The sequence below is a fragment of the Streptomyces zingiberis genome (assembly GCF_012034935.1).
Classification (GTDB): Bacteria; Actinomycetota; Actinomycetes; order Streptomycetales; family Streptomycetaceae; genus Streptomyces; species Streptomyces zingiberis.
Genome location: NZ_JAATEN010000005.1, coordinates 208,404 through 222,981 on the forward strand (window position 1 = coordinate 208,404; position 14,578 = coordinate 222,981).

At 74.5% G+C, this 14,578-nt stretch carries 11 protein-coding genes; 2 read left to right on the plus strand and 9 right to left on the minus strand.

Annotated elements, in window-relative coordinates; all coding sequences use genetic code 11:
* Window positions 1–63 precede the first annotated feature (63 nt).
* Window positions 64–843 (plus strand): alpha/beta hydrolase, encoded by a 780-nt coding sequence (locus HCK00_RS08735; RefSeq protein WP_168101224.1) that lies wholly within the window; start codon window positions 64–66, stop codon window positions 841–843.
* Between the two features lie 336 nt (window positions 844–1,179).
* Here the strand turns inward: HCK00_RS08735 and HCK00_RS08740 are convergent, their stop codons facing one another.
* Window positions 1,180–2,145 (minus strand): LysR family transcriptional regulator, encoded by a 966-nt coding sequence (locus tag HCK00_RS08740; RefSeq protein WP_240965380.1) that lies wholly within the window; start codon window positions 2,143–2,145, stop codon window positions 1,180–1,182.
* Between the two features lie 120 nt (window positions 2,146–2,265).
* Between HCK00_RS08740 and HCK00_RS08745 the strand changes: the two genes are divergently transcribed.
* Window positions 2,266–3,651, plus strand: a complete 1,386-nt coding sequence (locus HCK00_RS08745) for an MFS transporter (RefSeq protein ID WP_168101226.1) — start codon at window positions 2,266–2,268, stop codon at window positions 3,649–3,651.
* Between the two features lie 165 nt (window positions 3,652–3,816).
* On the opposite strand, the gene HCK00_RS08750 is transcribed toward HCK00_RS08745, so the two are convergent.
* The 8 genes from HCK00_RS08750 to HCK00_RS08785 all read right to left on the minus strand — a co-directional run bounded on the left by HCK00_RS08750 (window position 3,817) and on the right by HCK00_RS08785 (window position 14,333).
* Window positions 3,817–4,407, minus strand: coding sequence for a Uma2 family endonuclease (locus HCK00_RS08750; protein WP_168101227.1), 591 nt, complete (start codon window positions 4,405–4,407; stop codon window positions 3,817–3,819).
* Between the two features lie 459 nt (window positions 4,408–4,866).
* Window positions 4,867–6,153, minus strand: coding sequence for a thymidine phosphorylase (locus HCK00_RS08755; RefSeq protein WP_168101228.1), 1,287 nt, complete (start codon window positions 6,151–6,153; stop codon window positions 4,867–4,869).
* A gap of 132 nt (window positions 6,154–6,285) precedes the next feature.
* The gene (locus HCK00_RS08760; protein WP_206320116.1) at window positions 6,286–6,681 is read right to left on the minus strand and encodes a cytidine deaminase; all 396 of its coding nucleotides are present in this window, start codon (window positions 6,679–6,681) and stop codon (window positions 6,286–6,288) included.
* A 301-nt stretch (window positions 6,682–6,982) separates the two neighbouring features.
* Complete coding sequence (locus HCK00_RS08765; protein WP_168101229.1) at window positions 6,983–8,365, minus strand: ABC transporter permease; 1,383 nt, start codon at window positions 8,363–8,365, stop codon at window positions 6,983–6,985.
* Window positions 8,362–9,561, minus strand: a complete 1,200-nt coding sequence (locus HCK00_RS08770) for an ABC transporter permease (RefSeq protein WP_168101230.1) — start codon at window positions 9,559–9,561, stop codon at window positions 8,362–8,364. The genes HCK00_RS08765 and HCK00_RS08770 overlap by 4 nt, the downstream gene beginning before the upstream one ends.
* Complete coding sequence (locus HCK00_RS08775) at window positions 9,558–11,411, minus strand: ABC transporter ATP-binding protein (RefSeq protein ID WP_168101231.1); 1,854 nt, start codon at window positions 11,409–11,411, stop codon at window positions 9,558–9,560. The genes HCK00_RS08770 and HCK00_RS08775 overlap by 4 nt, the downstream gene beginning before the upstream one ends.
* Window positions 11,412–11,581: 170 nt before the next feature.
* Window positions 11,582–12,616, minus strand: coding sequence for a BMP family lipoprotein (locus tag HCK00_RS08780; protein ID WP_168101232.1), 1,035 nt, complete (start codon window positions 12,614–12,616; stop codon window positions 11,582–11,584).
* A 289-nt stretch (window positions 12,617–12,905) separates the two neighbouring features.
* Entirely contained in the window at window positions 12,906–14,333 is a 1,428-nt protein-coding gene (locus HCK00_RS08785; protein ID WP_311765218.1) for an amidohydrolase, read from the minus strand.
* Window positions 14,334–14,578: the final 245 nt, after the last annotated feature.

Below are 14,578 nucleotides of genomic sequence, written 5' to 3' on the forward strand. Positions count from 1 at the left end.
GATGCGCAACGGTTGCCCTCCGGGGCGGTGGACACCGGCGCGATCTCTGCCAAGGTGCTGTCCATGGCTCAGCGAGCAGTGCCGGTGCGGGGCGCCCGGCTGGGGCGTGCGGTGGGGACGGCGGAGCGCGGAACGGGGGTCGGCGGCGCCGTGCTGCTGCTCGGCGACGGCCCGCCGGACGGGCTGGGGCGGCAGTCCCCGGTGGCGCCGGCCGTCATGGCGCCCCTGGCCCGCCATCTGGCCCGCGCCGGGCAGGAGGACGGGCTGGTGGTGCACACCGTGCGCTACCGCTGCCGGGGGTGGAACGGCGCGGCGGCGCACCCCGCGGAGGACGCCGCCTGGGCGGTCGACGAACTGGTACGGCGCTACGGGGACGTCCCCGTCTGCCTCACCGGTACGGGGATGGGGGCGCGGGCCGCGCTGCGGGCCGCCGGGGAACCCGCCGTGAGCTGCGTCCTGGCGCTCTCCCCCTGGCTGCCCGCGGAGGGCAAGGACGCCCCCGGGCCGGATCCGGTCAAGCAGTTGCGGGGCCGCCGGGTGCTGCTGGTGCACGGGACGAACGACGGGCTGGCCGACCCCGAGCAGTCGTACCGCTTCGCGCAGCGCGCGAAGAAGGCCAACCGCGACGTGTGCCGCTTCGAGGTGCACTCCGACGGGCACGGACTCCACCAGTACCGCTCGGAGGTACGGGCCCTGGCGGTGGACTTCGTCCTGGGATCACTCTTCGAACGCGGGTTCTCCCGCCCGCTGGAGGACGCCCTCGCCGCCCCACCGCCGCTGGGCCTGCGGATGCCCCTGGCCACCGGCTTCGGCTCGGAACGGGCCCGCTCCCGGCCCCGCTGAACCCCCGCCCCCGCGGCGCCCCGCCCTCGCCCTGGCCCGCGGTCCCCGGTTCCCGGTCCCCGGCCCGCGCAACCGGCCCCGAAGCGGCCACGTCACCGCCACGGACGTCGACCCGTGTGCCGTGACCTTCCCCCGGCTCACGCCGGCGCTCTCCGGCACGCCCGGGGCCGGTCTCCGGCCAGGGCTCGCCCCACCGCACGAGCAGGGGCCGGGGCCGGGCCCGGCCGGCGACGCACCCACCTCCGGCCGGGACGGGCCACCGCGCCGGCCCGCGCGAACCACCACCCTCGCCCCGTAACCACCCTCCCCGCCGCGGCCGGCCACGCCCGGCGCCCGTCAGCCGGGCAGCAGCCGTCCCCGGCGGGAGAGGAGGAAGCGCTTGAAGGCCGCCACGGGCGGGGTGTCCGGGTGGCCGTCCAGCCAGGCCACGCCGATCTCCCGGACCGCGCGCGGGGCCGTCACCGTCAGCTCCGCCACCCCCGGGCGCGGCACGGCCGGCGGGGGCAGCAGCGCCACGCCCAGCCCCGCGGCCACCAGCCCGCGCAGCGTCTCGGCCTCCTCCCCCTCGAACGCCACCCGGGGCCGGAAGCCCGCCGCGGCGCAGAGGTCGTCGGTGATGCGGCGGAGCCCGTAGCCCGGTTCGAGGGTGACGAAGGCCTCCTCGGCGGCCTCCGCCAGCCGGATCCGTTTCCGTGAGGCCAGCCGGTGGTCGTCCGGGACGACCAGCCGCAGCCGCTGTTCGTCGAGGCGGCGCGCGACGAGGTCGGGCGCCTCGGGCACCGGCGCGGTGAGGCAGAGGTCGAGGTCGCCGGCGCGCAGCCGTTCCAGCATCGCCTCGCCGTAGTTCTGCACGAGGGTGAAGCGGACCCGGGGGTGGTCGGCGCGGAACGCCCGGATCAGGCCGGGCACCGTCTCGGGGCCGAGGGTGTGAAGGAAGCCGAAGGCGACCTTCCCGGCGGACGGGTCGGCGTCGGCGCGTACGGCCTCGGCGGCGCGTTCCACCTCGGCCAGCGCGCGTTCGACGGAGCGGAGGAAGGCGCGGCCCGCCGGGGTGAGCGAAACGGTGCGGCCGTGCCGGGCGAGGAGGGTGACGCCCAGGTCCCTCTCCAGGCGGACCACGGCGCGGCTGAGGGTGGGCTGCGGCACCGCCAGCTCCTCCGCCGCCCGGGTGACGTGCTCGTGCCGGGCGACCCCCGCGAACTGGGCGAGGCGGGGCGCGAGCAGCGCCGCCCAGGAGCCGGCCGCGAGCCCGGCGGCCGCCTCCGGCGCGGGGGCGCCCCGGGCTCCACGCGTCACGGGCATGTCCTTTTCTTTACTGTTCGATGACATCCATGCCCCTCATCAGCGATCATGCGACAACGCATCGGAATTTCGAGTTCTATGCATTGGACGCATTAAATCGCCTCTGCCTACGGTTCCGGTATGTCTCCCGCCGATACCGGGGCGTCCGGCGTGATCCGCGCGGGCGCCCCCGCTCCGCCGTCCCCCCGCCCGTCCGGTTTCCCCGTCCCGCCCGGCTCGCCCCGCTCCTCCGGCGACGGCGCCGCCCCCGGCCCCGGCCGGGACCGCGACCCCGACGCCACCAAGCTGCACCCGGGCGGTCCCGGTTACCGCCGCCTCAGCTTCGCCCTCTTCGCCTCCGGGGTGGCGACCTTCGCCCTGCTGTACTCGACCCAGGCGCTGCTGCCCGCCGTCTCGGCCGGCCTCGGGGTGTCCCCCTCGGCGGCGAGCTGGACGGTCTCCGGCGCCACGCTCGGGCTGGCGCTCGCCGTGCTGCCGCTGAGCGCGCTCTCCGAGCGGTTCGGCCGGCGCGCCCTGATGACGGCCTCGCTGACGGTCGCCACCCTGCTCGCCCTGGCGGTGCCCTTCGTCCCGGACCTGGGCACGCTGATCGCGCTCCGCACCGCGCAGGGCGTGGCCCTGGCCGGGGTGCCGGCCTCCGCCATGGCCTTCCTCGCCGAGGAGGTGCGGGCCAAGGCGGTCGTCGGGGCGATCGGGCTGTTCGTCGCCGGGAACAGCGTCGGCGGCATGGCCGGCCGGGTCGTCACCGGCTGGGCCGCGCAGCTCTGGGGCTGGCGGGCGGCGCTCGCCTCCGCCGCCGCGCTGGCCGTGCTCTGCCTGCTGGTCTTCCGGCTGCTGGTGCCCCGGCCGGCGCACTTCACCCCCGCCCCGGCGGGACCGCGGGCCCTGCTCCGCACCGTCCGCGGGCATCTGAGGGACCCGCTGCTGTGCCGGCTGTACGCGATCGGCGCGCTGTTCATGACGGTCTTCGGCGGCGTCTACACGGTGATCGGCTACCGGCTGGCGGCGGAGCCGTTCGGGCTGCCGCAGGGGGTGGCGGGCTCGGTCTTCCTGATCTACCTGGTGGGGACCGTCTCGTCCGCCTCCTCCGGCCGGCTCGCCGGGCGGCTGGGCCGGCGCGGGGCGCTCTACGTGGCCGTGACGACGACGGCGGCCGGTCTGCTGCTCACCCTGGTCGACGCGCTCACCGCCGTCCTGGCCGGGCTGGTGCTCGTCACGGCGGGCTTCTTCGCGGGACACGCCGTGGCCTCGTCCTCCGTGAGCCGCTCGGCGCGGACCGGCCGGGCCCAGGCGTCGGCGCTGTACCAGGCGGCGTACTACATCGGCAGCAGCGCGGGCGGCGCCGTGGGGGCCGTGGCCTTCCACGCGGCGGGCTGGCCGGGCGTGGTGGCGCTGGGCCTGACGGCGGTGACCGCGGCGGCGGGCATCACCGTCTACGCCACGCGCCGCGCCCTCGCCGACCGCCGCTGCCGCGCGGCCCACCCGGCGGCGTACGCGGGGGGCTGAGGCCGGAGGGGAGCGGAGAGCCGGCCTTCCGATCCCACCGGCACGGCAGGGCCTCCGCGCGGACCGCGATGTCCGCCCCGGGAAGGGGCCCCGGCTGCGACTGGCACCCGTCCACGGCCGATCAGCGGATCATGGACGGGTGATCCGTCCGGGAGGCGACGGGCGTCAGGGAACCGGGAAGACGCTCGTGTCGACGGTGAGGTCGAAAGGTTCCGGGAGACGCAGGGGCCGTCCGTAGACCACGGAGTCCAGGACCCGGTAGGTGGCGCTCTCGGGCCGCCCGTAGAGCGTGGCCGTCGGCCGGCCCGAGTGCCACGGGTCCAGCAGCAGGTACAGCGGGACCCCGGCACGGGCGTAACCGTGGACCTTGCTGACCCGGTCGTGGTTGGCGTTGTCACGCGACGTGATCTCCACGACCAGCTCGGCCTCCTCCGCCGGCACAGTGTGCCCGGGACGCTTCAGCGACGCGATGGGGATGACCGCCAGATCGGGGATGTACAGCCCGGACCGCTCGGGCACGGACAGCCCCTGCGTCTGAAAGATCTCCCAGTTCTCCGGGAGCACCGGGTAGAGCATCCGCTGGAGCAGCGCTGCGGTGACGTTGTGGCTGTTCGCGGGCGGTGGTGACACGGTGATGGTTCCTTCGACAATCTCCACCCTGCAGCCCTCGGGGGCGTCGGTCTCCTGCCAGAGACAGACGAGGTCGTCCCAGCTGTAGCCGTCGCCGGGCCGCTGGTCGACGGTGAGTGCGCTCACGGCGGTCTCCTCTATCGGTACGTCACCGATCCCAGCATGCCGAGTGTGACCGGGTCCGGTCCACCGCTGCCGTTCACCCGTACGGGGACCGGCCGGTCACGGCGGCGGAGGCCGCGCGCGGGCGGCAGAAAGGGACCGGTGGGGGTGCACCGGTCCCTTTCACCCGGGCGGGGCGGGGTGGGGCCCTGCCTCGCCCGGGCGCTTGTGCGGCGGCGCCGCGTACCCGCCGGGCCCGTCGCGGGCCCGTGGCGGGTCCGTCGCGGGCCCGTGGCGGGTCCGTCGCGGGCCCGTGGCGGGTCCGTCGCGGGCCCGCCCCCGCGCCCGTGGCCGCCGTCCCCGGCCCTCCGGGCCGCGAGACCACGGGGCCGCGCTACCAGGCGGCCACGAGGCCGCCGGACCGCGAGCCGCCTGGGGCCGCGAGGGCGCGGTCCCGGGCCCTCCGGGCCGGCGCCGCCGCCGTCAGCCCGCCGCGGCGACGCGGTCCAGGACGATCGGCCGCGGCTCGTACGCCGTGCCGGGAGGCGCGACGACGACGGCGCCGTCCAGCGCCTCCAGGGCGTAGCCGAACCGCTCCGGGGTGTCGGTGTGCAGGGTCAGCAGCGGCGCTCCCGCCGTGACCTCGTCGCCCGGCCGGGCGTGCAGCTCGACGCCCGCCGCGGCCTGCACGGGGTCCTCCTTGCGGGCCCGGCCCGCGCCGAGGCGCCAGGCGGTGACGCCGACCGCGTACGCGTCGAGCCCGGTGAGCACCCCGGAGGCGGGGGCGGTGAGGACGTGCTGTTCGCGGGAGACCGGCAGCGGGGCGTCCGGGTCGCCGCCCTGGGCGGTGATCATGCGGCGCCAGTGGTCCATGGCGGAGCCGTCGGCCAGCGCCCGGGCCGGGTCGGCGTCGGGCAGCCCGGCCGCGTCGAGCATCTCGCGGGCGAGGGCCAGGGTCAGCTCCACGACGTCCGCCGGGCCGCCGCCCGCCAGCACCTCGACGGACTCGCGGACCTCCAGGGCGTTGCCCGCGGTGCGCCCGAGGGGGACGGACATGTCGGTGAGCAGGGCGGTGGTGCGCACGCCGTGGCCGGTGCCGAGACCGACCATGGTGGTGGCCAGCTCGCGGGCGTCGTCCAGGTTCTTCATGAAGGCGCCGGAGCCGACCTTCACGTCCAGGACCAGGGAGCCCGTGCCCTCGGCGATCTTCTTGGACATGATCGAGGCGGCGATCAGCGGTATCGCCTCCACGGTGCCGGTCACGTCGCGCAGCGCGTACAGCTTCTTGTCGGCGGGCGCGAGGCCGTCGCCGGCGGCGCAGATGACGGCGCCGACGTCGCCCAGCACGGCCATCATCTCGTCGTTGGACAGGGTGGCCCGCCAGCCCGGGATCGACTCCAGCTTGTCGAGGGTGCCGCCGGTGTGGCCGAGGCCGCGGCCGGAGAGCTGCGGCACGGCCGCGCCGCAGGCGGCGACCAGCGGCGCCAGCGGCAGTGTGATCTTGTCACCGACACCGCCGGTGGAGTGCTTGTCGGCGGTGGGGCGGGGCAGCGCGGAGAAGTCCATCCGCTCGCCGGAGGCGATCATGGCGGCGGTCCAGCGGGCGGTCTCGGCCCGGTCCATGCCGTTGAGCAGGATGGCCATGGCGAGCGCGGACATCTGCTCGTCGGCGACCGCGCCGCGGGTGTAGGCGTCGATGACCCAGTCGATCTGGGCGTCGCTCAGCCGCGCCTTGTCGCGCTTGGTCCGGATGACGGAGATGGCGTCCATCAGTGCGCACTCTCTTCCTGGCGCCCCCTGGGTACGGGGGCTTCATGGTGCCCCGGGCCCTGGGCCCTCGCGGCACCCGCGGGGACGCGGGGCCGCTCCGGCTCCCCGGGCACGGGGCGGTCGTTGCGGTGGTCAGCCCCGGCCGGCGGGCGGGGCGGAGGGGGCGGGGCGGACGGGTTCGGCGAGCCGTTCGAGGTCACCGGGGCCGAAGGCGTCCGGCAGCACCTCGCTCATCGGGCGGATGCCCGAGGGCGTGTCCACGAGCAGCTCCGGCCCGCCGTGCTCCCACAGCAGCTGGCGGCAGCGTCCGCAGGGCATCAGCAGCTCGCCGTCCCGGCCGCAGCAGGTGAAGGCGGTCAGCCGGCCGCCGCCGCCCGCGACGAGGGCGGAGATCAGGCCGCACTCGGCGCAGAGCGCGACCCCGTAGGCGGCGTTCTCCACGTTGCAGCCGGTCACCGTGGAGCCGTCCGCCACGAGGGCGGCGGCGCCCACCGGGAAACCGGAGTACGGGGCGTAGGCCCGGGACATGGCCTCCCGGGCCGCGCCGCGGAGCGCTTCCCAGTCGGCGTCGTCCCGTTCGGGGGCGCCTGGGTCGGGGGTGGTGGTCACGGGCCGGCCTGGCCTCTCTGGTTCACGTGTCGGCTCCCTGCGGTCGGGTCGGTGGGGTGCGTGGGTGCTGGTCCTCCGTGGGTGCTGGTCCTCCGTGGGCCCCGGGATCTCCGTGCGTGCGGGATTCCGTGGGCCCCGGGGCCGGCGGCGCGGGGCCGGCGGCCCTGAGGCCCGGTCCCGCGCCGTCCGGCGTCCCCGCGCGCCGCCCCGCACCTGGCGGCTACTTGCCCTGGCCCTTCTGGTACGTCCGCCCGATCGCCTTGGGCGCCCGTAGCCGCTGCGCGGCCAGCGCGAGCACCAGCAGGGTCGCGACATACGGGGTGGCCTCGACGAACTCGCGCGGCACGGTGTCGGTGAAGGCGTACCAGAGAACGAGCAGCAGGGCGAAGACCGCGCTGATCGCGGCGGTTCGCCGGTTCGCCACCCGCAGCCGCCACAGCGCGACGCCGACCAGCAGCACCACGGCGAGCAGCAGCAGGCCGTGGACGGTGTCACCGCCGCCGCGGAGCTGGAGGCTGTCCATGAAGCCGAAGAGTCCCGCGCCCATCGCGACACCGCCCGGCCGCCAGTTGCCGAAGATCATCGTGGCGAGGCCGATGTAGCCGCGGCCGCCGGTCTGGCCGTCGGAGTACATGTGCACACCGACGGCCATGAACGCGCCGCCCAGGCCCGCCAGCCCGCCGGAGACCAGCAACGCCGCGTACTTGTACAGGTAGACGTTGACGCCGAGGGACTCCGCCGCCACCGGGTTCTCCCCGCAGGAGCGCAGCCGCAGCCCGAAGGAGGACCGCCACAGCACGAAGAAGGTGCCGACGAACATCAGCGCGGCGATCAGGATCAGCCAGGAGACGTTGGTCGTCAGGCCGCGCAGGATGCCCGCGGTGTCGGAGACGAGGAACAGCCCGTCCTTCTCCACCCGGCCCAGCCAGTCGGAGAGCCAGGGCACGGAGAACGAGGACATGTCCTCCATCGGCGGTGACTGCTTGTCGTTGCCGCCCGCCGCGGCCGCCGCCGAGCCCTCGGCGCCGAACAGCAGCTTGGCGAGGTACTGGGTGACGCCGAGAGCCAGGATGTTGATCGCCACACCGGAGATGATGTGGTCCACGCCGAAGGTGACGGTGGCGACGGCGTGCACCAGCCCGCCGAGCAGCCCGCCGATCACCCCGGCCAGCGCGGCGGCCCACGGCCCGTACTGCCAGCCGGCCCAGCCGGCGCAGAAGGTGCCCATCATCATCATGCCTTCGAGGCCGATGTTGATGACGCCCGCGCGCTCGGCCCACAGGCCGCCCAGACCGGCGAGCCCGATCGGCACGGCGGCGACCAGCGCGCCCCCGTACTGCCCGGAGGAGGTGAGGTCCCGCGCGCCGGTGTACCACTGCAACGTGGAGAGGACCAGCAACGCCCCCGCGATGATCAGCAGGATCACCGGGTAGGACAGCTTCCGCCGCTCCCGGCCCCCCTTGCCGTGGTTGCCGTCCTTGCCGTGACGGCCGTCCTTGCCGTGACGGCCGTCCTTGCCGTGACGGCCGTCGGGGGTGTCCCGGCCGCCCCGGCCGAGTCCCTTCGCGACCGCGGCCGTGAGTGCCGTGAGATGGGTGCTCACGCGGACACCTCCGCCTTCTCCGTCTTCCCGTTGTTCCGGGCCTCGGCGGCAAGGCGTTCGCCGACCTTGCGCTGCTGGGTCCGCAGTCCGTACCGGCGGACGAGTTCATAGGCGACGACGACGCACAGGACGATGACGCCCTGCATCACGCCGACGATCTCCTGGGCGTACCCCTCGAATTCGAGGCGGCCGCCGGTGCGCTCCAGGAACCCCCAGAGCAGGGCGCCGAGCGCCATGCCGACCGGGTGGTTCCGGCCGAGCAGGGCGATGGCGATGCCGGTGAAGCCGATCCCGGCCGGGAAGTCGGTGCCGTAGTTGTACGACTCCCCCAGCAGCGTGGGCATCCCCACCAGGCCCGCGACGGCCCCGGAGAGGAGCATGGAGGTGACGACCATCCGGCCCACCCCGACCCCGCCGGCGTGCGCGGCGGACTCGGAGCGGCCCACGGTGCGCAGGTCGAACCCGAACCGGGTGCGGTTCAGCAGGAACCAGTAGAGGACGCCGACGACCACCGCGACCACGAGGAAGCCGTTGACCGGCGCCTGCCCGGTCGGGATCTCGAAGAAGTGCGCGGACTCCGGGATCGGCTCGGTGTGGATGATGTTGCCGTCGCGCACCGCGAGGCGGCCGTCCTGGAGGAAGTAGCCGATGACGGCGGCGGCGATGGCATTCAGCATGATCGTGCTGATGACCTCGCTGACCCCGCGGGTGGTCTTCAGCAGACCGGCGATACCGGCCCAGACGGCGCCGACCATCATCGCGACGATCATGATGACGGGGATCTGCACGATGCCGGGCAGCGCCAGCGCCCCGCCGACCGCGGCGGCGAAGAACGCGGCGATCCGGTACTGGCCGTCGACGCCGATGTTGAACAGGTTCATGCGGAAGCCGATGGCCACGGCCAGCGCGGACAGGAAGTACGGGACCGCCTTGTTGACGATCACGATCTGGCTGTCGCTCTTCACGCCGTAGTCGGCCATCACCGCGAAGGCCCGGAACGGGTCGTCGCCGGTGGAGAGGAAGATCAGCGAGGTGATGACCAGGGCGGCGACGATCGCCAGCAGCGGCGCCGCCAGGCCGAGGCCCACCCGGCCCCAGTCGATGGCGGACCGGGGCCCGCGCGGGGCCTGCCGTTCGGGCGCCCCGGGGGCGGGCGCGGGTCCGGACGCCCCGGAGGCGGGCGGTGCGGTGCTCATGCGTCTCCCTCCCGGCGGTTCCCGGGGGCGGCGGGGCCGGGCGCGGGGGCGCCGGCCGGATCGTCGGTGGCGGCTGCGGGACCCTCGGGGGACGCCGCGGGCGCAGCGCCGGCCCCGGCCCCGGAGGCCGCGCGGGCCGCGGGGACCCCGGGGGCCGGGGGTGCCTGGGACATCGGGGGGGTTGCTGGGGCGTCCGTCCCCAGGTGGCCGCCGGCCGCGCCGGTCATGGCGGAGCCCAGCTCCTCGGGGGTGATGGCGGCGGGGTCGGCGTCGGCGACCAGCCGGCCGCGGAACATCACCCGCAGCGTGTCGGAGAGGCCGATCAGCTCGTCGAGGTCGGCGGAGATCAGCAGCACGGCCAGGCCCTCGCGGCGGGCCGTGCGGATCTGGTCCCAGATCTGCGCCTGCGCGCCGACGTCCACCCCGCGGGTGGGGTGCGCGGCGATCAGCAGCTTGGGGTGGTGGCTCATCTCCCGGCCGACGATCAGCTTCTGCTGGTTGCCGCCGGAGAGGCTGGCCGCGGTCACCTCGATCCCGGGCGTGCGGACGTCGTACTCCTGGACGATCCGCCGGGTGTCGGCGCGGGCGGACTTGATGTCCAGCAGCCCGCGCCGGCTGTTGGGGGGTTCGGTGACGTGCCCGAGGATGCGGTTCTCCCAGAGCGGCGCCTCCAGCAGGAGGCCGTGGCGGTGCCGGTCCTCCGGGATGTAGCCGATGCCGTTCTCGCGGCGCCTGCGGGTGGGGGCGGTGGTGATGTCCTCGCCGTCCAGCACCACGGTGCCGCCGTCGGGTGTCCGCATCCCCATGACGGCCTCGACCAGTTCGGCCTGGCCGTTCCCCTCCACCCCGGCGATGCCCAGCACCTCGCCCTGGTGGATGGTGAAGGTGACGCCGTCCAGCACGGTCCGCACGACCCCGTCGGGGTCGGTGGCGGTCAGCGACAGCCCTTCGACGGTGAGCGCCGGGACCTCCGTGACGGTGGACTCGCGGGTCTCCGGCGACGGCAGCTCGCTGCCGACCATCAGCTCGGCGAGCTCCTTCCGCGTCACCCCGTCCGGCTTCACCGCGCCGACGGTGGTGCCCCGCCGGATGACGGTGATGTCGTCCGCCACGGAGAGCACCTCGCCCAGCTTGTGGGAGATGAAGATGACGGTGAGGCCCTCGGCCTTGAGCTCGCGGAGGTTGTCGAAGAGCGCGTCGACCTCCTGCGGCACGAGGACGGCCGTCGGCTCGTCGAGGATGAGCGTCCGGGCGCCGCGGTAGAGGACCTTGAGGATCTCCACCCGCTGCCGGTCGGCGACGCCGAGCTCCTCGACGAGGACGTCGGGGCGGACGGCGAGCCCATAGGCGTCGGAGATCTCCCGGATCCGGGCGCGCGCCCGGCCGGCTATGCCGTGCCGCTTCTCGGCGCCGAGGACGACGTTCTCCAGCACGGTGAGGTTGTCGGCCAGCATGAAGTGCTGGTGGACCATGCCGATGCCGCGGGCGATGGCGTCGCCGGGGCCGGCGAAGGAGACCTGCTCGCCGTCGACGGTGATCGTCCCCTCGTCCGGCTTCTGCATGCCGTAGAGGATCTTCATCAGCGTGGACTTGCCGGCGCCGTTCTCACCCACGAGGGCGTGGACCGTGCCGCGGTGGACGGTGATGTCGATGTCGTGGTTGGCGACGACACCGGGGAATCGCTTGGTGATGCCGTGCAGTTCGACCGCGGGGGCGCCGGCGGGGGCACGGTCCGCCCGTGAACTGCTGCTGGACGCTTTGATGGCGCACTCTCCTCGGGGAAAGGGAGCGGGACGGGACACCGGCCGGGAGGGCGACCGGGCGAGGTCGGTGGGGCCTGACGCGATCATGGGGCCCGGGGGACGGGGGTACAGCAACGACGCTACCCCGCCCGTCGCGCTACGCGCGTAGCGCTCGCTCCGGGGCGCGGGCCCGGGGAAGGTGTGCCCCTCCCCGGGCCCGGGGGCCGGTCACGCGGGTGGCGGCGCCGTGACCCCGGCGCCGCCACCCGCGCCCGGGATCAGCGCTTGGGCTGCTCGTCGACCGTGATCTCGCCGCCCGCGATCTTCTCCTTGGCGGCGTCGATCTCCTTCCGGAGGTCGTCGATGAACCCGCCGGAGGTCGCCAGGGAGACGCCGTCCTCCTTGAGGGTGTAGGCGTTGACGCCGGTCAGCGGCTTGCCGTCCTTGACGCTCTTGATCAGGTCGAACACGGCCACGTCGACGTTCTTCACCACGGAGGTGAGGATGGCGTCCTTGTACTTGGCCAGGCCCGGCTGCTGGTACTGGTCGGAGTCGACACCGATCGCCCAGGCGCCCTTCTTGGCGGCGACGGCCTCGATCGAGCCGGCACCGGACTGGCCGGCGGCGGTGTAGATCACGTCGATGCCGCGGTCGAGCATGCCCTTGGCCTTCGCCTTGGCGGCGCCCGGGTCGTTGAAGCCCTTGTCGTTGTTCGGGTAGAGGTACTCCGGGACGACCTCGATGTCCTTCTTGGTGTCCTTGGCGCCCTGCACGAAGCCCGCCTCGAACTTCTGGATGAGGGCGTTGTTGACGCCGCCGATGAAGCCGACCTTGCCGGACTTCGACTTCAGCGCCGCCGCCACTCCGGCGAGGTACGAACCCTCGTGCTCGGAGAAGACCATCGAGTCGACGTTCTTGCCCTCGGACACCGAGTCGACCACGCCGAAGGTGGTGTCGGGGAACTGCTTCGCGACCTTCTCGATCGACTTGCCGTAGCTGAAGCCGACCCCGATGACCGGGTTGTAGCCCGCCTCCGCGAGGGAGGACAGCCGCTGCTCGCGGTCCGCCTCGGTCTCGTTGTTCTTCGCCGTCATCAGCTTGGCCTCGACGCCGAGCTCGTCCTTGGCCTTGTCGACGCCCCGGGCCGCGGACTCGTTGAAGGAGTGGTCGTCGCGGCCGCCGACGTCGAACGCGAGGCCGACGCCCTTCTCCTTGCCGCCCGACTCGGTGGAGGACTCACCACAGGCGGCGGTGGTGAGTATGAGGGCCGCGGAGGCCATACCCGCGGCAGCGATCTTGGTTACCCGGCGCACGAGGACTTCCCCTTTGAGGACGAGCGCTGTTGGTGCTGCGCTGTGTGGGACGAGCGCTGTAGATTTTGCGCTGTGTCAGGACGAGCGCCGCGTCCGGCGCTGGTTTTCGGCATCGTAACGCGCGTAGATGCCGGGAAAACCCCTCTTCCTCAGCCGTTACCGGATCGACGCGAAGTGGACGCGGCCACCTGCGGATCGATCACACCCGCTCACCGTCGGTGACCGTCCCCGTCCGCCCGCCACCCGCTCCGCCGCCCCGGGCCCCGGTCACCGCGGCGGCGCCCGCCGCTCACTGCCGGTGGCCGTCCAGCAGGGTGGCGGCGGTGAAGAGTTCGACGCCCACGCGGATCGCGGCCTCGTCCACGTCGAAGTCACCGGCGTGCAGATCGCGGCGGGAGGTGTCCCCGGGCCGCCGCACGCCGAGCCGGGCCATCGCGCCGGGCACCCGTTGCAGGTACCAGGAGAAGTCCTCCCCGCCCAGGCTCTGCTCGGTGTCCTCGACGGCCGCCGGGCCCCGGCGGGCCGCCATGGCGGACTCCAGCAGCTCCGCCGCCCCTGCCTCGTTGACCACCGGCGGCACCCCGCGGACGTAGTTGATCTCCGACTTGGCGCCGCCGAGCGCGGCGACCTCGTCGATCGCCGCGTGCACCAGGTCCGGCGCGGCGTACCAGGCCGGCAGGTCCAGGCAGCGGACCGTGCCGGAGAGTTCGGCGTGCTGCGGGATGACGTTGCAGGCGTGCCCCGTCTCCAGCCGCCCCCAGGTGAGGACGAGCCCGGAGCGGGTGTCGACCCGGCGGGAGAGGAGCGCCGGCACCTCCGTGGCCACCTTCGCCGCGGCCGTCACCAGGTCCGTGGTCAGGTGCGGGCGGGCGGTGTGCCCGCCGGGGCCGTCGAGGGAGACCTCCAGCCGGTCACAGGCCGAGGTGATGGGGCCGGTGCGCAGACCGATCCGCCCGGCGTCCACCCGGGGGTCGCAGTGCACGGCCAGGATCCGGCCCACCCCGTCCAGGGCACCCGCCTCGATCACCTCGGTCGCCCCGCCGGGCAGCACCTCCTCGGCGGGCTGGAAGACGAGCCGGACGGGGTGCGGCAGCCGCCCCTCACGGGCCAGCGCGGCGAGCACCAGGCCCGCGCCGAGCACGACGGTGGTGTGCACGTCGTGACCGCAGGCGTGGGCCCGGTGCGGGATCGTCGAGCGGTACGGCACCGTCTTGGTGTCGGGGATGGGCAGCGCGTCGATGTCCGCGCGGAGCGCCAGCACGGGGCGGTGGCCGGGCGGGAGCGCGCCCGAGACGGCGGGGCCCGCGGCACCGGGCACCTCGCCGCCGCCCACGTCGCAGATGAGGCCCGTGCCGCTGGGGAGCACCCGCGGCGCCAGGCCCGCGTGTTCCAGCCGCGCCTTGATCGCGGCCGTGGTACGGAACTCCTGATTGCCCAGCTCCGGGTGCATGTGGAGATCCCGGCGGAACGCGATCAGCTCCGCGAGCAGGGGATCGGGCAGCGTACCGGGCAGCTGCGGGCCGGCGCCCCGGGGAACAGCGGGGGCCACGGCGGAGGACGCCGGGAAAGACTCCGCGGCGGACACCGGGACGGGCCCCGCGGCCGGTGCGGCGACCGGCCCGGCGGACTCGACGGCCCCGCTCGCCCCCATGGATCGGCCGGCGGCCGGATCGGCGCCGGAGTCGGGGTCGGAGTCGGAGGACATCACATCGTTCACCCTGTGCAGGGTACGGCCGTTGGACCGCCCGCCGCTTGTCGATCACCAAAAGTTCCACCCGTCAGACGACGGAAATCCGGCCACGGGCCGCATAACCGCAGGGCGTCGCGGGTAGGTCGCACTGATACTCGTTCGCGGACGGTGCCCGGCATGTGAGACCGGAGGCCGGTGGTACGCGGGAGGCGCCCCGGAGGACCACCGGCCATCCCGGGACGAGGGCCCCCGCTCGTGACGCATGGGATCTG